Annotated in this window: 22 protein-coding genes and 1 pseudogene; 12 read left to right on the top strand and 11 right to left on the bottom strand. The window is 69.9% G+C overall.

Annotation, left to right across the window (positions count from 1 at the left end):
• The 7 genes from NBY69_RS03980 to argB all read left to right on the top strand — a co-directional run.
• Nucleotides 1-1,643 (top strand): bifunctional 2-polyprenyl-6-hydroxyphenol methylase/3-demethylubiquinol 3-O-methyltransferase UbiG (locus tag NBY69_RS03980; protein WP_250298283.1); only part of this gene is annotated, 1,643 nt, incomplete at its 5' end.
• Nucleotides 1,640-2,368: a thioesterase II family protein gene (locus NBY69_RS03975; protein ID WP_250298281.1), complete on the top strand. Its 729-nt coding sequence runs from the start codon at nucleotides 1,640-1,642 to the stop codon at nucleotides 2,366-2,368. The genes NBY69_RS03980 and NBY69_RS03975, both read left to right, overlap by 4 nt.
• 146 nt (nucleotides 2,369-2,514) lie before the next feature.
• A complete protein-coding gene (locus tag NBY69_RS03970; protein ID WP_250298279.1) occupies nucleotides 2,515-3,381 on the top strand; it encodes a class I SAM-dependent methyltransferase in 867 nt (288 codons plus the stop codon).
• A 114-nt stretch (nucleotides 3,382-3,495) separates the two neighbouring features.
• The gene (locus tag NBY69_RS03965; protein WP_250298277.1) at nucleotides 3,496-4,269 is read left to right on the top strand and encodes an SDR family NAD(P)-dependent oxidoreductase; all 774 of its coding nucleotides are present in this window, start codon (nucleotides 3,496-3,498) and stop codon (nucleotides 4,267-4,269) included.
• Nucleotides 4,270-4,280: 11 nt separating this feature from the next.
• The gene (locus tag NBY69_RS03960; protein WP_250298275.1) at nucleotides 4,281-4,766 is read left to right on the top strand and encodes a GNAT family N-acetyltransferase; all 486 of its coding nucleotides are present in this window, start codon (nucleotides 4,281-4,283) and stop codon (nucleotides 4,764-4,766) included.
• 43 nt (nucleotides 4,767-4,809) lie between these two features.
• Nucleotides 4,810-6,555, top strand: a complete 1,746-nt coding sequence (locus NBY69_RS03955) for a carbamoyltransferase N-terminal domain-containing protein (RefSeq protein WP_250298274.1) — start codon at nucleotides 4,810-4,812, stop codon at nucleotides 6,553-6,555.
• Nucleotides 6,555-7,508, top strand: coding sequence for an acetylglutamate kinase (argB, locus tag NBY69_RS03950; RefSeq protein WP_250298273.1), 954 nt, complete (start codon nucleotides 6,555-6,557; stop codon nucleotides 7,506-7,508). Before NBY69_RS03955 ends, argB begins: the two co-directional genes overlap by 1 nt.
• Nucleotides 7,509-7,943: 435 nt before the next feature.
• Here the strand turns inward: argB and NBY69_RS03945 are convergent, their stop codons facing one another.
• The 8 genes and pseudogenes from NBY69_RS03945 to NBY69_RS03910 form a co-directional block, all read right to left on the bottom strand.
• Nucleotides 7,944-8,090, bottom strand: a complete 147-nt coding sequence (locus NBY69_RS03945; RefSeq protein WP_250298272.1) for a DUF397 domain-containing protein — start codon at nucleotides 8,088-8,090, stop codon at nucleotides 7,944-7,946.
• Between the two features lie 265 nt (nucleotides 8,091-8,355).
• Entirely contained in the window at nucleotides 8,356-9,033 is a 678-nt protein-coding gene (locus NBY69_RS03940) for a glyoxalase (protein ID WP_250298269.1), read from the bottom strand.
• Between the two features lie 10 nt (nucleotides 9,034-9,043).
• Entirely contained in the window at nucleotides 9,044-9,592 is a 549-nt protein-coding gene (locus tag NBY69_RS03935) for a helix-turn-helix transcriptional regulator (protein ID WP_250298268.1), read from the bottom strand.
• A 45-nt stretch (nucleotides 9,593-9,637) separates the two neighbouring features.
• Nucleotides 9,638-10,048 (bottom strand): VOC family protein, encoded by a 411-nt coding sequence (locus tag NBY69_RS03930; protein ID WP_250298266.1) that lies wholly within the window; start codon nucleotides 10,046-10,048, stop codon nucleotides 9,638-9,640.
• A 91-nt stretch (nucleotides 10,049-10,139) separates the two neighbouring features.
• A pseudogene (locus NBY69_RS03925) lies at nucleotides 10,140-10,334 on the bottom strand (iron chelate uptake ABC transporter family permease subunit); the annotation flags it as partial.
• A 173-nt stretch (nucleotides 10,335-10,507) separates the two neighbouring features.
• On the bottom strand, nucleotides 10,508-11,845 hold the full coding sequence (locus NBY69_RS03920; protein WP_250298263.1) for an MFS transporter: 1,338 nt from the start codon (nucleotides 11,843-11,845) through the stop codon (nucleotides 10,508-10,510).
• A gap of 99 nt (nucleotides 11,846-11,944) precedes the next feature.
• The gene (locus tag NBY69_RS03915) at nucleotides 11,945-12,523 is read right to left on the bottom strand and encodes a transcriptional regulator (protein ID WP_250298262.1); all 579 of its coding nucleotides are present in this window, start codon (nucleotides 12,521-12,523) and stop codon (nucleotides 11,945-11,947) included.
• A 68-nt stretch (nucleotides 12,524-12,591) separates the two neighbouring features.
• Nucleotides 12,592-12,993 carry a hypothetical protein gene (locus NBY69_RS03910; RefSeq protein ID WP_250298259.1) on the bottom strand — a complete coding sequence of 134 codons (402 nt, stop codon included), beginning with the start codon at nucleotides 12,991-12,993 and terminating at the stop codon, nucleotides 12,592-12,594.
• 172 nt (nucleotides 12,994-13,165) lie between these two features.
• Here NBY69_RS03910 and NBY69_RS03905 point away from each other — a divergent pair, with 172 nt between their 5' ends.
• From NBY69_RS03905 to NBY69_RS03895, 3 genes are read left to right on the top strand one after another with little or no spacing between them, the layout of a single operon-like run.
• Complete coding sequence (locus NBY69_RS03905) at nucleotides 13,166-14,422, top strand: sensor histidine kinase (protein ID WP_250298256.1); 1,257 nt, start codon at nucleotides 13,166-13,168, stop codon at nucleotides 14,420-14,422.
• Nucleotides 14,410-15,057: a response regulator transcription factor gene (locus tag NBY69_RS03900; protein ID WP_250298255.1), complete on the top strand. Its 648-nt coding sequence runs from the start codon at nucleotides 14,410-14,412 to the stop codon at nucleotides 15,055-15,057. Before NBY69_RS03905 ends, NBY69_RS03900 begins: the two co-directional genes overlap by 13 nt.
• Nucleotides 15,054-15,914, top strand: a complete 861-nt coding sequence (locus NBY69_RS03895; protein ID WP_250298253.1) for a hypothetical protein — start codon at nucleotides 15,054-15,056, stop codon at nucleotides 15,912-15,914. The genes NBY69_RS03900 and NBY69_RS03895 overlap by 4 nt, the downstream gene beginning before the upstream one ends.
• An 83-nt stretch (nucleotides 15,915-15,997) precedes the next feature.
• On the opposite strand, the gene NBY69_RS03890 is transcribed toward NBY69_RS03895, so the two are convergent.
• Both NBY69_RS03890 and NBY69_RS03885 read right to left on the bottom strand, forming a co-directional pair.
• Entirely contained in the window at nucleotides 15,998-16,591 is a 594-nt protein-coding gene (locus tag NBY69_RS03890; protein ID WP_250298250.1) for a TetR/AcrR family transcriptional regulator, read from the bottom strand.
• Between the two features lie 69 nt (nucleotides 16,592-16,660).
• Nucleotides 16,661-17,680: an aldo/keto reductase gene (locus tag NBY69_RS03885; RefSeq protein WP_250298248.1), complete on the bottom strand. Its 1,020-nt coding sequence runs from the start codon at nucleotides 17,678-17,680 to the stop codon at nucleotides 16,661-16,663.
• A 172-nt stretch (nucleotides 17,681-17,852) separates the two neighbouring features.
• Between NBY69_RS03885 and NBY69_RS03880 the strand changes: the two genes are divergently transcribed.
• Nucleotides 17,853-18,056 (top strand): DUF6243 family protein, encoded by a 204-nt coding sequence (locus NBY69_RS03880; protein WP_250298246.1) that lies wholly within the window; start codon nucleotides 17,853-17,855, stop codon nucleotides 18,054-18,056.
• A 125-nt stretch (nucleotides 18,057-18,181) separates the two neighbouring features.
• On the opposite strand, the gene NBY69_RS03875 is transcribed toward NBY69_RS03880, so the two are convergent.
• Complete coding sequence (locus NBY69_RS03875; protein ID WP_250298284.1) at nucleotides 18,182-19,615, bottom strand: MFS transporter; 1,434 nt, start codon at nucleotides 19,613-19,615, stop codon at nucleotides 18,182-18,184.
• 150 nt (nucleotides 19,616-19,765) lie between these two features.
• On the opposite strand from NBY69_RS03875, the gene NBY69_RS03870 reads away from it, so the two are divergent.
• Nucleotides 19,766-20,618, top strand: an 853-nt coding sequence (locus tag NBY69_RS03870; protein ID WP_250298245.1) for a helix-turn-helix transcriptional regulator, incomplete at its 3' end; no start/stop codon positions are given.

The raw sequence follows: 20,618 nt of genomic DNA, 5'->3' as shown, positions 1-20,618 counted from the left end.
TCGTTCCCGACGAGCGGGTCGACATGTCCGCGGAACGCGCGGCGTTCGTCGACTCGTGGCTGTCGGTGTTCGAGGACACGCACGAGACCGTCAAGTTCGCGGCGCAGGACGCGGATGCGGCGATCAAGGGCTGGACCGACAGTTTCACCGGACAGGACATTCCGGCACCGCAGATGCGGGAATGGGTCTCCACCACGGTCGACCGCATCGTGGCGCTGAAACCGGGCCGTCTCCTGGAGATCGGAGCGGGAACAGGACTGCTCGTACGTCCGCTCTGCGAACGCGCCGATCTGTCGCTGTACGTGGCGACGGACTTCTCCGAACCCTCCGTCGAACTCCTCAACCGCATAGCCGATGAGGTGCGGGCGGGTAGTCCCGGGTTGCGCCTGGTGGCCGGACGGGCCGAAGCGCTCGGTGCCCCGGGGCTGGTGGACGGCGCATACGACACCGTGGTGATCAACTCGGTGGCCCAGTACTTCCCTTCCCTGATGTACGTGGAGCAGGTCATCGAGGAAGCCCTGCCCCGCCTGACTGCGGGCGGTCACATCTTCCTGGGTGATCTGCGGAACGGGGCGCTGCTCGAAGCGTTCTTCAGCCTCCGGCAGTTCCTGAGGAACGGGGCCGATCCGGACATGCGGCTCGCGGACCAGGTCGCCCAGGCGATCCAGGCCGACGGGGAGCTGAGTATCGACCCTCGATACTTCGTCTCGCTGCTCGATCGCCTCCCCAGGATCACCGGGGTCGAGATCGCACCGCGCCGTGGCACCTCGCCCAACGAGATGACCCTGTTCCGGTACGACGTGATTCTCCACGTCGACTGCGCGAACGAACCCGGCGCGGAGGGCTGGGAGACCAAAGTTCCGGGTTTCCGGCAGATCGAGGCGCGACTCGCCGTCGGGACGGAGCCCTTCGGATACCGCAGGGTGCCCAACGCCCGGCTTGAGGAGGCGCTGCGACTGCGGGACGCGTACGGGTTCACCGTCGCCGGCGAAGAACGCCCGGCCGACTTGCGGGGGATCGACCCCGAGTCGCTCTGGGCCCTGGGCGAACGGTACGGCTGGACGACCAGAATCGGCTGGGGCCAGGGCGATGCCTACGGAACCATGGACGTGTGCTTCTCCCCGCCGGGCCGGCTCGGTCACTTCACGACGAGCGATCCGCTCACCCGGTCCGGCTCCGGTCCCGCTGCGGTCCCGAGAGTCCGGCTGCTGGCGCCGTGGATGGAACGCAAGCTCACCTCGGTGCTGCGGGAGAGCCTTGCCGGCAGGCTTCCCGACTTCATGGTTCCGCATGAGTTCGTCTACCTCACCGACCTCACGAGGTCCGTGAGCGGGAAAGTGAGCCTCTCCGCACTGCCCGATTCGTTGCGGGCGTACGTTCCCCTCGCCGCAGAGCCTTCCGGCGCACCGGCCGGTGACCAGGCCGACGTGATTGCTCGGGTGATGGGCGCCAGGCTGGGCGTCGCGGCCCTCGGCAGGAACGATGACTTCTTCGCCGCGGGTGGTGACTCCCTCACCGCCGCCATGTCCGTACGGGATCTGCGTGAGCTGGGACTGAACCTCTCGATCCGGGACGTCTTTCGCCACAAGACCCCGCAGCAGGTCTCGGAGTGCCTGCCGCAGCCCGTGGAGGACGGCCGATGAAACCGCCGACATCCCGGCATCCGGCGTTGGTTCGCTTGCAGGACGCCCCAGAACCCGTCCTCGACCTGGTGGTCGTTCCCGGCGCCGGCTGCGGCCCGACGTACTTCGACTCCTGGAAGGGCCTGTTTCCGGCCACGTGGCGGGTGCACGCCATCTGCCTCCCCGGAAGGGGACGCAGATATGGGGACGAGCCCTGTCGCAGTCTCTCTGCGGCCGCCGACGAGACCTGTGCCGCGCTGGCCTCGGCACGTATCCAGCGGCCGGTGCTCTTCGGGCACAGCCTCGGCGCGCTGCTCGCGCTGGAGGTAGCGGCACGCAGGAAGGACGTGGACCTGCTGCTGACCGCGGCCTGCGCGCCGCCGGCACCCGAAAGGACGATGCGGCGCCGTGGTACCGAGGAAGCGGAACTCCGGGCAGAGATACGCGAGTTGGTCGGAGCGACCGGTGTGGACCCGGGAGACGTCTTCGACGAACTCGTCGAACTCAGTCTCGAAATTATGCTCGTGGACCTGGCAATGCTCGACGGGTACGTTCCTCCCGCGTCACCGGTCGTGCGTGCCGCTGTCGCCTACTACGGGGACGCCGACGACATACCCAGAGGTTCCTGGGCGGCCTATGCCACGGGTTCCGTGGAAACCGTGGGACTTGCCGGAAACCACGACTTCCCGCAGAGCAGACCCGGACCGCTGCTCCAGCACATCGCGCGTCAGGTGCAGCGGGTCTGACTCCTCGTCCGCGCCGTGCAACTCCGCCTCATGCGAATTCATCCCTGACTTCGGTCTGACGCCGCGACCCGTAGTGGCCGGCGAAGAATGACCGGAATTTCCACACCAACTCACCTGGCAAGAACGAGCGAAAGAGGAAGACGTATATGTCCAGCCAGATTTCGGAGACGAACGAGCTCGCCGGTGCCGACCTGAACGGCGTTGTCGCCGCGACCCAGAAGGCGACGGTCCGGTCCGTCTATCAGCAGGTGGCAGCCGAGTACGACGAGCGGATCCCCGGCGTCGGCCCTGCGGACGACATGTTCACCCAGGCCGAGCGGGACTTCATCTTCAGTAAGGTGCGGCCGGGCCAGCGGGTTCTTGACATGGGGTGCGGCACCGGCCGGTTCACGGTTCCGATGGCCGCGCTCGGCGCGGAGGTGAGTGGCCTGGACATCTCCCGGGCGATGCTCGACGTCCTGCAGGAGAAGCTCGACCAGGAGAGCCTTCAGGCCTCGCTGAACGAGGGCGACATGGCGAATCTTCCGTTCGAGGACGGTTCCTTCGACGTCGTGACGAGCATGCTCGCGCTCATGCACATTCCGGTCGACGACCGCGAGAAGGTCTTCGCAGAGGCAGCCCGTGTGCTCCGTCCCGGTGGGCGCATGCTCATCGGGGTGAAGAACTCACTGATCGAGCAGTTCTTCAAGGGTGACCGCTTCGCGGCGGTGGACATCACCGACGTGGAGGGCAAGGAGCTCCGCTTCACCCAGACGCGGAGCGGCGAGGAGTACGTCGCGCCCTGGTACAGCTTCAGCCCGCAGGACCTGAATGCCCTCTTCGCCACCTCGGGCATGGTGGTGACGCACCTGCGGGGCAACTCCACCATCTCCGCCTGGCTGGCGGACGAGGTGCTGCGCGACAGCGGGGTTGCCAACACGGTCCGTTCTCTGGAGCTGAAGCTCAGCGACGTTCCGCCGTTCAACCACCTCGGCTACCACCTGCTCGTGGAGGCTGTGAAGCCGGCCCGCTGAGGTACACCGCGTTCGAAACTGTGGGTGGCGGATGCATTTCGGTGCCTCCGCCGCCCGCACCGAAGTCTCATCGGATTTGATGGCGCATTTGATGGTGCAGGGGAGAACAGCACGATGACGCATGAGAGCCGTGGTGCCGTCGTTGTGACAGGCGCTTCGTCGGGGTTCGGCGCGAGGACCGCGCAAGTGCTGGCCGAAGAGGGTCACCCGGTTGTCGCTGTTGCCCGCAGGGCGGATCGCATGGAGTCTCTGGTCAGCCATGACCCGGAGCTGAAGATCTGGCCGATGGTGGCGGACGTGCGGGATGCCGACGCTCTGGAGAAGGCATTCGAGGAGCTGCCGGAGGAATACCGGAACGTGTCGGCCCTGGTCAACAACGCCGGCCTGTCGAAAGGGCTGGAGCCCATTCAGTCCGGCGACCGAGGCCTCTGGCGGGAGATGGTCGAGACCAACATCATGGGCCTTCTCAACGTCACCGACCTCATCCTGCCCCGTCTCGTGGCCCGGAATGCCGGACACATCGTGAACGTGGGCTCGATCACTGCCACTTACCCGTATCTCGGCGGCAACGTCTACGGCGCCACCAAGGCGTTCGTCCATCAGCTGACCCTGAACATGCGCGTCGACCTGCACGGGACCGGAGTGCGGGTGAGCTGCGTCGCGCCGGGGATGGCGAAGACGGAGTTCGCGCTGGTTCGCTACGACGGCGACGCCGACCGGGCGGATCGTCTCTACGACGGCCTCGCACCCCTGTCGGCGGATGACGTCGCCCAGACGGTCAGCTGGTGCCTCTCCAGGCCGCCGCACGTCAACGTCAACATGATCGAGATCATGCCCACGGACCAGTACTTCGGCCTCGGGTTCCCCGCCAGTGGGTCCAGCCGATGAAATCGGGGCAGATGAAGTGTTCTCCTGGCGGAAAAGGCCTGCTCGCCGGCTTGTCGATTCACCACGCCCAGCTCTCGGACTGCCCCCTCATCGAGGAGATGTCGGCCTCCTTCGCGAGCCAGGATCTGCTGGTCCCCAGAACGCTCGGGGAGATTGCGGAGAATGTCCATGAATTCCTTGTCGTGCGCAGCGGTACGACAGTGACCGGTTGCGTGGGACTGACCCCGCGGCACGACGAACTCCTCATGTACAACCTCTGCATCTCCAGCGGAGACCAGGGGAAGGGCATAGGCCGTGCTCTCGTCGAACGCGCCGCCGGCATCGGTTCGCAGCTCGGCTTCTCGGCACTTCTGGCTTCGTCGAAACACGCGGGGGACTGGTTCGTGCGCCAGGGCTTCAGCGAGGTGGCACCCCTTGAGGAGACCGAAGACTGGAGGAATCGGTTCACACAGCGCAGAGGTTCGTCGATATATCGGAGAGTTCTCGCTCTTGGTTGAGCACAGAGTCACTGAGAGCGGAGTTACAGAATGAGGAGTGTCGATGATTATTTGTGGGCTCAAGCTTACTCATGACGGTGCGGTGGCTCTGCTCGACGACGGCAAACTGGTCTTCAGTGTCGAGATCGAGAAGATCGCCAACGGGCGTCGGTACAGCGAGATATCGGACCTTGACGTAGTCCCGCGGATCCTCGGTGATTTCGGGTACAAGGTCGAGGACGTGGACAAGTGGGTCGTCGATGGCTGGGACGGTGACGACCTCGGCCGGCTCGAACTGTCCGATCACGGTTCGCCCGTCTCGCTGGTGGTCGGCCCGTACCGGGAGTCGAAGGGGTTCCCCGACCTGCTCAGCCCCAGTTTCACCGGAGACTTCGAGATCAACGGCGAGGCCTGCACCTACGCCAGCTATCCGCACGCGGCCGGTCACCTGGCGAGTGCGTACGCTTCGAGCCCCTTCTCGTTGCGTCAGGAGCCGGCGTTCGTGCTGGTCTGGGACGGTGGGCTGTTCCCGCGGCTGTACTGGGTGGAAGCGGGCCGGGTGGAGAACGGCGGAGAGCTGTTCCCGCTGATCGGACACGCCTACGCGACGGCGGGCCACCATTTCGGGCCCTTCCGGCGGTCAGAGCAGTCGGCGAACGTGGACGACCTGACGATCGCAGGGAAGCTCATGGCGTACATCGCGCTCGGCCGGGCAAGAGAGGAAGTCCTGGTCGTTCTGCGCGAAACCTTCCACAAGGTCTTCGAGAGCGACATCCCTGCCGCCGTCGAGTACCGCCGTACGGTCGGCGGATTCGGCAGCCTCTTCGAGCAGTCCATGCCGCCGCTGCACGACTTCTACGACGAGGTGCGGGAGCGGGTGGCGCCCACCGGGATCAGTGACGAGGACGTGCTCGCCAGCGTCCACACCTTCCTCGGCGAGCTGTTGCTCGAACGCATCACCGCCAAGATCTCGGCCTGGAAGGGGGACGGGCCCTGGAACCTGTCCTTCGTCGGGGGCTGTGCTCTCAACATCAAGTGGAACAGCGCGCTGCGGAGCCTCCCGCTCTTCAGTGAGGTCTGGGTGCCTCCGTTCCCCAACGACTCCGGCTCTGCCATCGGCGGCGCCGTGCTCGCCGCCGCGCAGCACACCGGGCTCGGCGCCATCGAGTGGCACGCGCGGCTCGGACCCGCTCTGGTCGCCACCGAGGACATCCCGGACGGCTGGACCTCGGATCCCTGCGACCCGGCGGGACTGGCGCGAGTGCTGCACGAGAGCGGGGAGCCGGTTGTCCTGCTCAACGGCAGGGCGGAACTGGGGCCGCGTGCGCTCGGCGCGCGGAGCATCATCGCCGCGCCGACGTCGGCGGCGATGAAGGCGGAGCTGAACAGGGTCAAGGGCCGCGAGTCCTACCGGCCGGTCGCTCCCCTGTGCCTGGTCGAGGAGGCCCCGGCGATCTTCGAACCCGGCACCCCTGACCCGTACATGCTCTTCGATCACACGATACGGGAGAGCTGGATCGAGAAGATCCCCGCGGTGATCCACCTGGACGGGACGGCCCGGCTCCAGACGGTCGCCCAGGAAGACGACCCGGTCCTCGCCGGGATACTCAACGAGTACCACCGGCTCAGCGGGATTCCGGTGCTGTGCAACACCAGCGCCAACCTCAACGGCAGCGGATTCTTTCCGGACATCGCGTCCGCGATCACCTGGGGCAGGGTCGACCGGATCTGGAGCGAGGGAGTGCTGTACTCGCGCAACCCTCCCGCGGTCGCACCTCACGTGGATCATCCCGATGGGCCCCGTCACTGATGCCGGAGCCCCAACTGACCGCCCACAGCCGTCCGGCCAGGCCCGCGGCACGCAGCACCGGCGGCCTCGGCCCGATCACCGTCATCAAGCTCGGCGGCAGCGCCCTGGTCGATGACGCACTCAAGGCCGCCATCGCCCGCGATGTCGTCCGGGTCAGGGACGAGGGCCTGCGGCCACTGATCGTGCACGGTGGCGGCCCGCAGATCAGTGCCGAACTCACCCGGCGAGGTCTCGCCAACGAGTTCAGGGCGGGGCTGCGCGTCACGACGCCCGATGCGATGGACGTCGTCCGCATGGTCCTGGTGGGTCAGGTGCAGCGGGATCTGGTCGGGCTGATCAACCGGGACGTGCCGCTGGCGGTCGGAGTCTCAGGCGAGGACGCCGACACCATCACCGCGGTACGGCATCGGCCGGAGGTGGGTGGAGAACCGGTCGACATCGGACGGGTCGGCGAGATCATCAAGGTGGATACCGCCCTGCTGGACGCTCTCCTCGTCCAGGGGTTCATCCCGGTCGTCTCCCCTGTGGCGCGCAGCGCCGAGGACGGGTTCGTCCACAACGTCAACGCCGACACGGCCGCAGCCGCGCTCGCAGCAGCCCTCGGTGCCCGGGACCTCCTCATGGTCACCGACGTGAAGGGCCTCTATGCGGACTGGCCCCATGGTGACGAGATCGTCAGCAGGCTGACCGCGGCCCAGCTCGAAGCGCTGCTTCCCCACCTCACCTCGGGGATGCTACCCAAAGCGGAGGGCTGCCTCAGGGCCGTGCGCGGTGGAGTCCGCAGCGCGCACATCGTCGACGGCCGGGTCCCGCACGCGGTCCTCACCGGCGCCCTCGCGGACAAGCCGCTCGGCACGACCATCGTGCCCGACGGTTCCTCCTTGCGGCCCCGTGCAGAGAGGGGAACCACGCATGAGCACCAACGCCGACACGGGGAGCGGCCAAGGGCGTAGCTCTGCTGCGGGAGGGCGTCGACGGGTTCGGTGATCGAGGAGTGGGAGGCGCGGGCGGCCGTGGACGCGCCGGGTCCGGCGTGGGTGTGAAGCAGATCGTGCCCGGGATCGGGCCGTCGGCCGGGACCGCGAAGACCGGGGGGCGAGGTCCAAGCCGAAGCGGCTGGTGGAACGGGGGGGCCAACAACAACGCCCGGATCCAGTTACCGGTATTGATGCTAAGGGCTGTCCCGTAATTCCTGGCGGGCGCACGACGACAGCTACGGCACCTCGCGGCGTTGTCGGAACGCCCGAATACATCCAGTATTCGGGCGCCCCTCCGCCTTGCGATGCACCGCATCTGACGCCGAGCGCTGATCCACCAGGAATTACGGGACAGCCCTTAGCCGCGCTGTTTCACGGCGGTGAGGAAGGCGGCCCAGGCGGTGGGGAATGCTACGTGGTGCCGCGCGCGGGGGCTTTGCTGTCGCGGACGGCGCGGCCTCCGTCGAGCGTTCCGGCTACCTCTACGCACTCCTGGTCGGCAGTGGATGAGGAGAACGAAGAAGTCTTGAAAGGGGTGCTGATTCGCTTGCCACTCATGGCAGTTACGGTTCCTCGGGAATGCTGTCCAGCGTCGCGCGCAGGAAATCAATGGTCTGTTTCGGAGTCAGAGCGCCGGGCTGTGGTGCAGGCCACAATTCCGGTCACAGGTGTGTCATGGACGTTTCCTCGTACAGGGATGAGGCAGGTCAGGACGGCAGGTCAGGACGGCAGGTCAGGACGGCAGGTCAGGACGGGAGTTCAGGACGGCAGGTCAGGACGGGAGTTCAGGACGGCAGGTCAGGACGGGAGTTCGGGCGGGGAGTCACGACCGCGCAGACGCCGTGGGCGACGCCGGGGCGAGCGACGCGGCGGCCTCCCAGGCGAATCCGTCCGGGTCGGTGAAGGGGTCGGCAGTGCTGCCGAGGACGATGCGGTGCGAGCCGGTGCCCTCGGCGGGGACGCCGAGGTCCTTGGCCAGACCGCGGCGCTTGTACAGCGCCAGCTTGACGGGACTGTCCTCGCCGGAGGCGAACTCGGCGTACTTGCCGCCGAAGCTCTTGGCCACGGTCAGGCCCCGGCCGACGTAGAACTGCTTGCTGGCCTTCACGTCCTCGACGCCGAGCAGGAGGACCATCTCGTCGATCTCGCGGGTGGCCGGGCCGGTGTCCTTCTTCGCCGGGGTCGCGACCTTCCAGATCGTTCCGTCCGGCGCCCGGACGACGCCGCCGTAGCCCCACAGCGACTTCTCGGCGGGCTTCAGCACCGTGGCGCCGGCGCCCACGGCGGCGCCGAGGAAACTGTCGACGGTGGCCTGCCGGGACACCGTGAGCGCCAGGGTGAAGCCGCGGAATCCGGTGGAGTGCTCCTCGGACGCCCGCAGGCGTATGCGTGTGTCCACTCCGAAGGCGGTGTAGAAGCGATGGGCGGCCCCGGGGTCGGCCACCTCAAGGGTGACGGATGCGAGGGACGTGGTGGATGCGGTGGATGCGGTGGTTGTCATGGTTATCACGCTAGGGCTGTTCGGCGGCCGGGGCTTCTCGATTCCTGACCGGTCTCGTCACCTGCTTCGCCACGCATGCCGGCATCCCCTCCACCGTGAATGCGGGCCCCTTGTCACCGGCCGGACCTGTGGCATCGGCACGGTCGTCCGCTGCGTCCGCCGAGTCCGCCGAAACATCCGCCGCGCCGTCCGCCGCGCGGCGCCGGAAAACTCCGGGCGGCATGCCGACCAGCTCGGTGAAGCGGGTGGTGAACGTGCCCAGCGACGCGCAGCCGACCACGAAGCAGACCTCGGTGACGCTGAGGTCGCCACGCCGCAGCAGCGCTGTCGCGCGCTCGATGCGACGCGTCATCAGGTACGAGTACGGCGACTCGCCGTAGGCGGCCCGGAACTGCCGGCTGAGGTGCCCGGCGGACATGTTCACACCGCGGGCGAGCGCCTCCACGTTCAGCGGCTGCGCGTACTCCCTGTCGATCCGGTCGCGGACGCGGCGCAGCCGTGCGAGATCGGCCAGATGCTGCGCCTCGACGCGGGCACGCCGCCACTCGGGCTGACACATGGGCGCACTCCCCTTTCCTTCCTCTTCCACCAGTGCCCGCACGGCTCAGCGGAGCTCCTGGATACGGACCAGGTTGCCCGCGGGGTCGCGGAAGGCGCAGTCACGGATGCCGTACGGCTGCTCGGTCGGCTCCTGGACGACCTCGGTGTCACCCGCCTGCACCTTCTCGAATGTGGCATCGAGGTCCGGGGTGGCCAGCAGGATCCAGCCGTAGGTGCCCTTGGCCATCATCTCGGTGATGGTGCGGCGCTCGTCCTCGGTGACTCCCGGGTCGGCAGCCGGCGGCGCCAGGAGGAGGGACGTGCTGGGCTGACCGGCCGGGCCGACCGTGATCCAGCGCATCCTGCCCTGCCCGACGTCGCTGCGGACCTCGAAGCCGAGAACGTCGCGGTAGAAGGCGAGCGACGCGTCCGGGTCGTCGTGCGCCAGCGAACTCGTGTGAATCGTGATGTCCATGGCGAGCAGGTTAGAGCCGGCTCCGTGTCCCACGCTTCTCGATTCCTGATTTATCCGGTCCGGTAGAAACCGGCACCGGGATCACGCGCCACCCGTCGGCCCTCGCCCGCCACAGCAGCCAGCCGAAGTACGGGGCGCCGATGACCGCGGTGACCACCCCGACGGGGATCTGCGCGGGTGCGATGACCGTACGGCCGATCGTGTCGGCGACCACCACCAGCAGCGAGCCCATCGGTGCGGCCACCGGGAGTACCCGGGCGTGGCGCCGGCCCACCTCCGGCCGGGACCTCGGCGCCCCCGGTGGGCGGGCCGGGGGCGTCGGTCATGGTGCGGGGAGGCCGTGGGGCGCCGGTCATGGTGCGGGGAGGCCGTGGGGTGTCCTCTCGTCCGGGCACAGCCCCGGTCCTGGGTCTGTGGCCGGACAAGAACCATGGCGATGCCGGTGATCTGCCCGCCCGGTCACGGGACTTGGTTCGCGGCCGGTACCTGCTCCGGCCGGGATGCGGCCCCGGTCGCCGCGGGCGCCGTCGGCAGGTCGCGGTGGCGGCGGATCGGCGAGAACCAGAGGAGCATCGCCGCGGCCGGGATGCCCGCGATCGTGATCCACAGGGCGGTACGGGTGCCGAGCGCCTCGCCCAGGGCGCCACCGAGCACCGCGCCCAGCGGGATCGTGCCGTAGTTCAGGAACGATGCGGAGGCGCTGATCCGGCCGAGCATGCCCGCAGGGCAGTACTGCTGACGGAACGTCGAGGAGAGGACGTTCCCCGCGACGACCCCGAAGGACACCGAGCTGTAGCCGATGGCGAAGAACACCAGGCCGAACCCCTGACTGGTCAGCGGGATCAGCAGGGCCAGGCACGGGACCGCCAGATTGAAGACGAGCAGGGCGCGGGCCGAGCCGATGCGGGCGGCGAGGCGACGGGCGGCGAAGGCGCCGCCGATGCCGCCGATGCCGCCGCCGGTCATCAGGGCGCCGATGGTGCCGGACGCCAGGTGCACCTCGCGGACCAGGAAGACCACCAGGATCGACTGGTACGCCATCAGCGCCAGGTTGGACGCGCCGCCGCACACTGCCATCGCGCGCAGGTACGGGTCGCCGAAGGTCAGCCGCAGCCCCTCGCGGATCTCCGCGGCGAGGGCCCCGCGGCGGCGTGTCGTCGCGGTTCGTGCGGGCTTGGCGGGCTCGCGGTGCTTGATGCGCAGGACGCAGAGGAAGGAGACCGCGAAGGTGGCGGCGTTCACGAACAGACCGTTGGCCGCGCCGATCGCCTGGACCAGGAAGCCTCCCGAGCCGTAACCGGCGAGCTGCGCCGCCGACTCGCTGCCGTGCAGTTTGGAGTTGCCCTCGGCCTGGTCCTCCGGGGCGACCAGCAGGGGGAGCAGCGCGGTGTACGCGGTCTGGAAGAAGACCGTGGCGGTGCCGACGAGTACGGCGGTGGCCAGCAGGTAGCCGATGGAGAGCAGTCCCAGCCGGGCGGCCACCGGGATCCCCGCGAAGAGCAGCAGTGCGGCGGCGTCGGCGGTCAGCATGACCGGGCGGCGCGGCAGCCGGTCCACCCAGGCGCCGGCCGGGAGGCCGATGAGCAGCCAGGGCAGCCAGGTGGCGCCGGTGAGCAGGCCCACCTGGAGGGTGGAGGCGTGCAGCATCGTGACGGCCACCAGCGGCAGCGCGACCGAGGTGACCGAGGCCCCGTACTTGCCGGTGGTGGAGCCGGTCCAGAGCAGGCGGAAGTCGCGGTTGCGGAGGAGGAGGCTGCGGGAGGTGGTGCGCGAGGTCGTACCCGTGGACGGCGGCATGGTCCGAAGGTAGCTTGCAGAGAGTTCTCTGCAAAGGGGTTTGCAGAGAACTCTCTGCAATATTTTCGGCAGTGCCTCCGGAGTGCCCGTGAGGTGGTCTCAGTTCTTGCGCTCGATCCGTGGGAACGACTGGAGCTGGACGCTGACCGGCAGGGCCCCGGGCTCCGGCTCCTCGCCCGGCGCGGGATAGTACTTGTCGATCACGGCCATCAACTCGTCGTTCAGCGCCCGTAGTTGCTCGGGGGTCAGCCGGAGGTCGTCCCAGTTGGAGAGGGTCCCGGCGCGCTCCCACCCGGGCGGCCATTCCTGTGCCGCGAAGCCGGCCGCCCGCTGGAAGTGCAGTTGGAGCAGCTCCTGCACGTACAGGGTGAAGGCGCCCCGCGCCGCCGGGTCCTTCGCCAGCTCGGCGCTGTCCAGCACCTGTCGGTCGTCGACCGCCCGCCACCAGCGCTCCCGCTTGGTGCCCCGCTCGGTCTCCTCCACGATGAAGTGGTGCTCCGCGAGGTTCCGCAGATGCCAGCTCACCGTGCCGGTGCTCTCCCCGAACTCCTCGGCCAGCCTGGTCGAGGTCGCGGGGCCGTCGCGGCGCAGCGACTCCATGATGCGCACCCGCAGCGGGTGCGCGAGGGCCCGCAGGCTGCGGGTGTCGATGTTCCGTACGGGCTTGTTGCTGGCCATGCTGGCAGCGTATCCGGCACGGTGCGCCCGTCTCGCGGGTCCGGGCGGGTCCGTACCACGGCCGCGGTCTACGGCCGCCGGACCGCCAGCGCCGCGCACACCGCGGCCAGTGGCAGCTCCGCGCAGAGGGCGAGGGTGACGGCGGTGGCCAGCTCCGGTCCCGGCGCCGACGTCAGCACGTCGAACCAGGCGTCCACGAGGAGCAGCGCCCCGGTGGCCGCGGCTGCCGCCGGGGCACGCGGGTCGTTGCGCCGGTGCAGCAGGCCCGTACCGGCAAGACCGGCCGCGAGCAGCGCGTCGAGACCGACCCAGGCCGTCGACCAGTGGGACACCTCGGTGGTCGCGGGGAGCGTCCTGGCGAGTACGAACATCCAGGGGACCAGGGCCGCACCGCAGCCGGTGAGTACGGTCGAGAGGCGCGGGCTGCGCAGGGCCCGGGGGAGCCGGGCGGGCGGGGCGACGAGTGTCATGAGGACTGAACTCCTTCCGGCGGCCCGCCTGTTCGGGCCACCGCCAAGGTTTCCGGACGGCGGGGCCGAGATCAGTAACGCCCGGGTCCGTCCTGGGGTGGCACCAGCACCACCCCCGTTCCGGGCAGCAGCGTGATGGCACCCCTCCCACCTGGCCGTCTACCGTGTGCCCATGCCGATACGCCAGACCTCCCGGGCCGACGGGCCCCGGATCTCCTGGGTCGCCAGGCACGCTCCCTGGTCCGCCTGGGCCTGGCGCAACACCGCCTTCGCCGCAGCAGGGGTGCCGCTCGCCCTGCCCGCCGCCGTGGCCGGGGCGTTCATCATCAAGGCACCCGGACACACGCCCAGCAGTCTCGCGATCATGCTCGTCCTGTGCCCGCTGCTCACCGCACTGCAACGCAGTCGCTTCTGGTCGCTGGTCGGGCTCGACGTGCCCCGAATCCCCTGGCGGGAACGCCGGTTCGGCCGGCGGGGGATCGTGGAGCGGCTGCGCTCCGAGGCGACCTGGCGGCAGTTCGGCTACCACCTGCTGGTCGCGCCGCTGGCCGCTGTCGGGGGGGCGCTGGTGGTCCTCTCCTGGGCCGCCGGGTTCGCCGGCGCGCTGGTCTTCTCCTGGGTCTGGACGCTGCCGTTCGACCGGCGGATGCCCGGCTGGACCGAGCAGTACGCCCTGCTCACCGTCTGCGGAGTGCTGCTGCTCCTGATCACCCCCTGGCTGGCGGCTGCCGTCGCCGGACTCGACGCGAGCGCCGCCGCCGCGCTCCTCGGACCCAACCGGGCCAGGGAACTGGAGCGCCGGGTCGAGAACCTCGCCGAGAGCAGGGCGGGCGTGCTCGACGCCGCGGACACCGAACGGCGGCGCATCGAACGGGACCTGCACGACGGCGCGCAGCAGCGGCTGGTGTCGCTCGCGATGAACCTCGGCATCGCCCGCGCGACCCTCACCGATCTCCCGCCCGAGGCCCGGCAGGTCATCGACGAGGCGCACCGCGAGGCGAAGGAGGCCATCGAGGAGCTCAACAACCTGGTGCGGGGCCTGCATCCGGCGGTACTCGACGACCGCGGCCTGGACGCCGCGCTCTCCGGGATCGCCGCACGCGCCCCGCTGCCCGTGGAGCTGACCGTGGACATGGAGCGGCGCCCCTCGCCGACCGTCGAGGCGGTCGCCTACTTCGTCGTCTCCGAAGCACTCGCCAACGTCGCCAAGCACGCGCGGGCCCAGCGGGTCTCCGTGCGCCTGCGCGCCCGCCGTGGCCTGTTGCGCATCACCGTCACCGACGACGGAGCGGGCGGCGCCGACCCGTCGGCGGGCACCGGACTCGCCGGGCTGGCCCAGCGCGTAGGGTCGGTCGACGGGACCATCCGGATCGACAGCCCCCTCGGGGGCCCGACCGTCATCACTGTGGAGTTGCCGTGCGGGCTGTGATCGCCGAGGATTCGGTGCTGCTCAGGGTGGGCCTGGTCAAGGTCCTGGAGATGGCGGGCTTCGAGGTGGCCGCCGAGGCCGGCGACGCGGAGGCGCTCCTCGCGGCGGTCGGCGAGCACCGGCCGCAACTGGCCCTGGTCGACGTACGGATGCCGCCCGGCTTCACCGACGAAGGCGTACGGGCCGCGCTGATGATCCGGCGGCAGTGGCCGGACACCGCCGTACTGCTCCTGTCGCAGTACGTCGAGGAGCGGTACGCCGCCGACCTGCTCACCGCGCAGACCGGCGGCATCGGTTACCTCCTCAAGCAACGGGTCGCGGACGTTGAGGAGTTCATGGACGCCCTGAAGCGGGTCGCGGCGGGCGGTACCGCACTGGACCCGCAGGTCGTCGCGCAGCTGCTGCTGCGCCGCCGCGGCGCCGATCCGCTGGAGCGCCTGACGCCGCGCGAGCGGGAGGTGCTGGCGCTGATGGCCGAGGGCCGCTCCAACGCGGGCATCGCCGGGCAACTGGTCGTCAGCGAGAGCGCGGTGGCCAAACACATCAACAACATCTTCGCCAAGCTCGACCTGGGCCAGGCGGACGCCGACCACCGGCGGGTGCTCGCGGTCCTGCGGTTCCTGGACGGCGCATGACCACCGAAGCCGACACCGACACCGACACCGACACCGACACGGACACCGGCACCGGAGCCGCCGCGCACCCGCGCCGCCGCCACGGGATCTGGACCGCCGTAGCGATCCTGAGCGCCTTGTTCCTCCTGGCCCCGCTGAGCATCGAGGCCTGGGCCCAACTCGCCCGCCAGAGCAGCTCGGAGACCAGTACCGAGACGGTCGACCAGCACCCGGTGCGCGCGATCGAAGTCGATTCGGGCAGCTCCGAGGTGTCCGTGAGTGCCGGAACGGGCCACGAGGTACGGATGCACCAGGAACTGATCTGGTCGCTGCGCCGCCCCACCGTCGACCGGAGCTGGGTGGGGGACACCCTCAGGGTGCGCACCCGGTGCGACGGCACCCTGGCACTCACCAGTCTGGGCTGCTCGGTACGGCTGGACCTGACGGTGCCCGCCGGAGTCGGCGTGCGCGTGGTGAGCGGATCGGGCCCCGTCCGGCTGAGCGGGCTCACCGGCCCGGTCGATCTGAGCGCGGGGTCCGGAGAGGTCCAGCTGTACGGGGTGACGGGACCGGTGCGGGGCCGCACGGGCTCGGGCGTGATCCGCGGCGTCGCACTCTCCTCGAAGACCGTGGACGTGCAGGCGGGCTCAGGGGTGGTGAAGCTCGAATTCGCCGCGCCGCCAACGGAGTTGACGGGGAAGGTCGGCTCGGGCACCTTCGCGGCGATCGTGCCCCTGGGCTCCCGCTACCGGGTGCGGGGCGGTACCGACTCGGGTGGCTGGGCGGTCGGGAAGGGGATCGGCGACCCGTCGTCGGACCGGCTCATCGATGTCTCGTCCCGCTCGGGGACCGTACACATCGGATATCCGGCCCGCTGATCTCGGTGTAAGCCGTGCCGGATGCCGGATGCCGGATGCCGGATGCGGGATGCGGGATGAGGGGTGCGGGATCGCGCGAGCGGTCAGCGGGCGCCGAGCCCCCGCAGCAGCAGGCTCCGCACGGCGGCGAAGGCGTCCTCGACGCCCGGAGTGCTCCACTCCGCCGCGTACGCGGGATTGTGGAAGCGTTCCGTGGCGTCGAAGACCGCGCGGGCCGTCGTCGCGAAGTCGACCTCGACCGGGGCGAACTCGCCCTGCGCGCAGCCGTCCTCGATGATGCGGGCGAGCTGCCCGACCAGCGTGTCGACATGGCGGTCCACGACAGCGCTGTTCTCGCCGGTCAACACCCCGAAGGTGGCGAACAGTTCGGGGTCGCCACCCGCCTTGCGCCGCTTCGCCGCGAACAGGGCCGACAGCCAGAGCCCCAGCCGGACGGGCGCGGAGCCCGCCCCGCTGTCGGTGTACCGGCCCATCTCCGCCTCCGACCGGCTCAGCCAGCGCTCGGTCACGGCCTCACGGAGCGCCGCTTTCGTACGGAAATGGCGGTAGACACTGCCGTGGCTGACCCCGAGCACCCGCGCCACATCGACCACCGTGGCCTTGGCGGGGCCGTAGCGGCGCAGCACGTCCTCGGTCGCTTCGAGGATGCGCTCGGGTGTCAGGGCTTCGGGCGTCATCGGGGCTGCGCTGCCTTTCGGGGGGCTCCCTCGCGGGGGACTGCGGACGCCTCCGACCGTACCGGCAGCTCAGCGCTCGCTGTCCAGGTGGGCCATCTGCTCGGCCGGATAGCGATCGCCCGCCGCCGCACCTGCCGGGACCGCCGCCTCGATGGCGGCGAGCTCACCGGCGTCGAGCGTCACGTCGAGCGAGCCGAGAGCTTCGGCCAGCCGGTCGCGGGTGCGGGCGCCGATCAGCGGCACGATGTCCTCGCCCTGGGCCGAGACCCAGGCGATGGCGGTCTGGGCGACGGAGACGCCCTTCTGCTCGGCGATCTTCCGCAGCGCGTCGACCAGATCGAGGTTGCGCTGGAGGTTCTCGCCCTGGAAGCGCGGGCTCATCCCGCGGAAATCGCCGGGGGCCAGCTTGCGGTCGCGGGTGTAGTGGCCGCTGATCAGACCGCGGGAGAGCACTCCGTACGCGGTGATGCCGATGCCCAGTTCACGGGTGACCGGCAGGATCTCGTCCTCGATGCCCCGGGAGATCAGCGAGTACTCGATCTGCAGGTCGGTGACGGGGGTGACGGCCGCGGCCCGCCGGATGGTGGCGGCACCCACCTCGGAGAGGCCCACGTACCGGACATGACCGGCCTCGATCAGCTCGGCGATGGCGCCGACGGTCTCCTCGATCGGTACGTCCGGGTCGAGGCGGGCGATCCGGTAGATGTCGATGTGGTCGGTGCCGAGCCGCTGGAGCGAGTACGCGGCGAAGTTCTTGACGGCGGCGGGCCGGCCGTCGATGCCGATGAACGCCCCGTCCGCCGAACGCATGGCACCGAACTTGACGCTGGTGAGGGCCTGTTCGCGGCGGGCGGCGGGGGCGGTGCGCAGCGCTTCGTTGATCAGCAGCTCGTTGTGGCCCATGCCGTAGAAGTCGCCGGTGTCGAGCAGGGTGATCCCGGCTTCGAGCGCGGCGTGGACGGTGGCGATCGACTCGGCGCGGTCGGTGCTTCCGTACAGCGCGGACATGCCCATGCAACCGAGGCCGAGCGCGGAAACCTGCGGTCCTGCGGTGCCGAGGGGGCGGGTGGGAACAGGGGTGGTGGTCATGGGTGCTCCTCTGGACTGGCGAAGGACAAGAACGAAGAACCAAAGAGGGGTCGGGCCCGCGGCTTCACTATGGCATGACAGCTGACAGATCTCAATATCTGTCAGCTGTCATGTGTCGCACCGGTGGAAAACCGGTGCGGTGGCCGCCGGGGTGCCCGGTACGCTGACCCGTATGGCAAAGAGTCGTAACAACCTTCTTGGCGTGGGCGGGCAGCGCAAGAAGATGCCCCGCTCCGGTGCACAGAGCTCGGCAGCCGCGGGCGCCGAGGACCGTAGGTCCGCGGCGGATCAGAAGCAGGACCTGGTGCGGAAGATGCGCGAACGGGCCGAAGGAGCCGAGGCGCCGGAAGCCCCGGAGAGCAACGAACAGAGCTGACGGCAGGACAGCAGGACAGCAGGACTGAAGAACCGTGGGCCCGGAGCGCGTCGAGTGCGCGCTCCGGGCCCACGGTCATGTCCCCATGTGCAGTCCCGCCCGGAATGTGCTGTCCGCCCGGACCGCTACCGCACCGCCCGGGGCAGCCGCAGACTCAGCAGCGCCGTCACCGCGATGATCGCGAGCTGGCACAGCAGGGTGATCACGAGCGCGTCCCGCATTCCCGTCGAGGCGGTCAGCGACAGGAAGAGCGTGCCGAGCGTCGCCACCCCCAGCGCGAGCGCCGACTGCTGCGTCGTGGTCATCACGCCGCTGCCCACCCCGGCCCGGTCCGACGGCACGTCGGAGAGCACGATCCGGAACAGCACGGGCAGTTGGAGCCCCTGACCGAACCCGGCGAGCGCGGTGCCCGGCGCGAGAGCGGCGAGCCCGAGACCGGGCCAGCCCCACCACACGGTCGCCGCGAGCACTGCGATCCCCAGCGCCTGGACGACCGAACCGGCGGTCACCACCCGGCTCGCGTACCTGCCGACCAGCCGGGGCCCGGCCAGCGACGCGGTGAAGAACGCCACGGCCATCGGCACCAGCGTGAGTCCCGCCGACACCGGCCCCATCCGCAGCCCCTGCTGCAACGCGACCGCGATCACGAACATGAACCCGCCGAAGCCGACCGAGAACGGCAGCACCAGCGCGAGCCCGCGCCGCAGCGAGTCGAGGCGCAGCAGACTCGGCGGCACCAGCGGCACCTCGCCCCTGCGGTCGGCCGCCCGCTCGGTCAGATAGAAGGCCACCGCGGCGAACGGGAAGACGGCCAGCGAGACCCAGGTCCACAGCGGCCATCCGGCGGCCCGGCCCTCGGTCAGCGGGGCGAGCAGCGTCACCAGCGAGAGTCCGAGCAGCAGCGTGCCGGGTACGTCGACGGGCGCGGGCTTCGCCGACCGGGTGTCCGGCACGGAGCGGACCGCCAGTACCAGCCCGAGAATCGCCACCGGCACATTGACCAGGAAGATCGACCGCCAGCCGGTCCCCGCCACGTCCGCCGCGACCAGGACGCCGCCGATGATCTGCCCGGCCACCATGGAGAGGCCCGCGGTGGCACCGTAGAGCCCCATCGCCTTGGCCCGCCGAGGTCCGGCCGTGGTCGCCTGGATGGTGGCGAGTACCTGCGGCAGCATCAGCGCCGAAGCGGCGCCCTGCGCCACCCGCGCGCCGACCAGGGTCCAGGCGGTGGGGGCGAGTCCGCAGGCCAGCGAGGTCACCCCGAAGGCGGCCATGCCGATCAGGAAGAGCCTGCGCCGCCCCGCCATGTCGCCGAGCCGGCCACCGAGCACGAGCAGGACGGCGTACGCGACGCCGTACCCGGCCACCACCAGCTCCAGCATCGCCGGGCCCGCGGCGAGATCGTGGTCGATGGTGGGCAGTGCGACATTGACGATGAAGAAGTCGATCAGCGGAAGCGCCGCCCCGAGCAGCACGGTGAAGAGGCCGAGCGTGCCCAGTACCGGGCCGGGGTGGTCGTGCCGCTTGCCGGTGGTGGAGGCGGATGGGTCGGTCCGTATGGCCGACGGGGATCCGGTCGCGGTCCCGCCGGTAGATGTGATGCTCACGGGGACCACCCTGCTGGCGCCCGGAGCCTGGTACCAGAGTCTCCTTATCCTGGTACAAGCAGTACCTGGCAACGGGCTGCGCGGTCGGGCACTCTGGTACCCATGACCACCGTGGCGCCCGAGAGCGACGTACGCAGGCACGAGCTGGCGGCCTTTCTGCGCAGCCGCCGCGAACGCATCACGCCCGAACAGGCGGGGCTGCCCCGCGGGTCCCGGAGGCGTACGCCGGGACTGCGCCGCGAGGAGGTCGCGCAGCTCGCCTCGGTCGGGGTCACCTGGTACACGTGGCTGGAGCAGGCCCGCGACATCAAGGTCTCCCCGCAGGTCCTCGACGCGATCGCCCGCACCCTGCTCCTCGACCGCAGCGAGCGCACGCATCTGTTCTCGCTGTCCGGCGCGGTCGACCCGACGCCCGCCGGCTCCACCTGCCCCACCGTCTCGCCCGCGCTGGTGGCGATGATCGAGCAGCTCGACCCCCTGCCGGCCTGCATCCAGAACAGCCGGTACGACATCCTCGCGTACAACCGGACCTACGGTCAGCTCTTCTGCGACCTCGACGCCGTCGCCCCCGAGGACCGCAACTGCATGCTGCTCTCCTACACGAACGAGGACTGGCGGTCGTCCCTCGTCGAGCTGCACACGGTGCACCGCCTGATGGCCGCCAAGTTCCGGGCGTCCATGGCCGAGCATCTCGCCGAGCCCGCCTGGAAGGTCCTGCTCAAGCGGCTGGAGGCGGCGTCGCCGGAGTTCCGCGAGCTCTGGGCGCGGCACGAGGTCGTCGGGCCGAGCGCCCGGACCAAACACTTCCACAACCGCCATGTCGGGTCGCTGCGCGTGAACCACACGGATCTCTGGCTGGGCCCGTCCTCGGGCCCGCGCATGGTGACGTACATCCCGGTCGACGCCGAGTCCCGCGACCGGCTGGAGCGGCTCTACCGCTTGGCGCCCGCGACAG

Source organism: Streptomyces sp. A 4/2 (assembly GCF_940670765.1).
GTDB lineage: Bacteria > Actinomycetota > Actinomycetes > Streptomycetales > Streptomycetaceae > Streptomyces.
This window is presented reverse-complemented; position numbering and strand designations above follow the sequence as displayed.

Excerpts from the sequence above, each read along its gene's own strand:
- NBY69_RS03975 (WP_250298281.1), top strand. The coding sequence starts at position 1,640 with ATGAAACCGCCGACATCCCGGCATCCGGCGTTGGTTCGCTTGCAGGAC.
- NBY69_RS03970 (WP_250298279.1), top strand. The coding sequence starts at position 2,515 with ATGTCCAGCCAGATTTCGGAGACGAACGAGCTCGCCGGTGCCGACCTG.
- NBY69_RS03965 (WP_250298277.1), top strand. The coding sequence starts at position 3,496 with ATGACGCATGAGAGCCGTGGTGCCGTCGTTGTGACAGGCGCTTCGTCG.
- NBY69_RS03960 (WP_250298275.1), top strand. The coding sequence starts at position 4,281 with ATGAAGTGTTCTCCTGGCGGAAAAGGCCTGCTCGCCGGCTTGTCGATT.
- NBY69_RS03955 (WP_250298274.1), top strand. The coding sequence starts at position 4,810 with ATGATTATTTGTGGGCTCAAGCTTACTCATGACGGTGCGGTGGCTCTG.
- argB (WP_250298273.1), top strand. The coding sequence starts at position 6,555 with ATGCCGGAGCCCCAACTGACCGCCCACAGCCGTCCGGCCAGGCCCGCG.
- NBY69_RS03945 (WP_250298272.1), bottom strand. The coding sequence starts at position 8,090 with ATGAGTGGCAAGCGAATCAGCACCCCTTTCAAGACTTCTTCGTTCTCC.
- NBY69_RS03940 (WP_250298269.1), bottom strand. The coding sequence starts at position 9,033 with ATGACAACCACCGCATCCACCGCATCCACCACGTCCCTCGCATCCGTC.
- NBY69_RS03935 (WP_250298268.1), bottom strand. The coding sequence starts at position 9,592 with ATGTGTCAGCCCGAGTGGCGGCGTGCCCGCGTCGAGGCGCAGCATCTG.
- NBY69_RS03930 (WP_250298266.1), bottom strand. The coding sequence starts at position 10,048 with ATGGACATCACGATTCACACGAGTTCGCTGGCGCACGACGACCCGGAC.
- NBY69_RS03920 (WP_250298263.1), bottom strand. The coding sequence starts at position 11,845 with ATGCCGCCGTCCACGGGTACGACCTCGCGCACCACCTCCCGCAGCCTC.
- NBY69_RS03915 (WP_250298262.1), bottom strand. The coding sequence starts at position 12,523 with ATGGCCAGCAACAAGCCCGTACGGAACATCGACACCCGCAGCCTGCGG.
- NBY69_RS03910 (WP_250298259.1), bottom strand. The coding sequence starts at position 12,993 with ATGACACTCGTCGCCCCGCCCGCCCGGCTCCCCCGGGCCCTGCGCAGC.
- NBY69_RS03905 (WP_250298256.1), top strand. The coding sequence starts at position 13,166 with ATGCCGATACGCCAGACCTCCCGGGCCGACGGGCCCCGGATCTCCTGG.
- NBY69_RS03895 (WP_250298253.1), top strand. The coding sequence starts at position 15,054 with ATGACCACCGAAGCCGACACCGACACCGACACCGACACCGACACGGAC.
- NBY69_RS03890 (WP_250298250.1), bottom strand. The coding sequence starts at position 16,591 with ATGACGCCCGAAGCCCTGACACCCGAGCGCATCCTCGAAGCGACCGAG.
- NBY69_RS03885 (WP_250298248.1), bottom strand. The coding sequence starts at position 17,680 with ATGACCACCACCCCTGTTCCCACCCGCCCCCTCGGCACCGCAGGACCG.
- NBY69_RS03880 (WP_250298246.1), top strand. The coding sequence starts at position 17,853 with ATGGCAAAGAGTCGTAACAACCTTCTTGGCGTGGGCGGGCAGCGCAAG.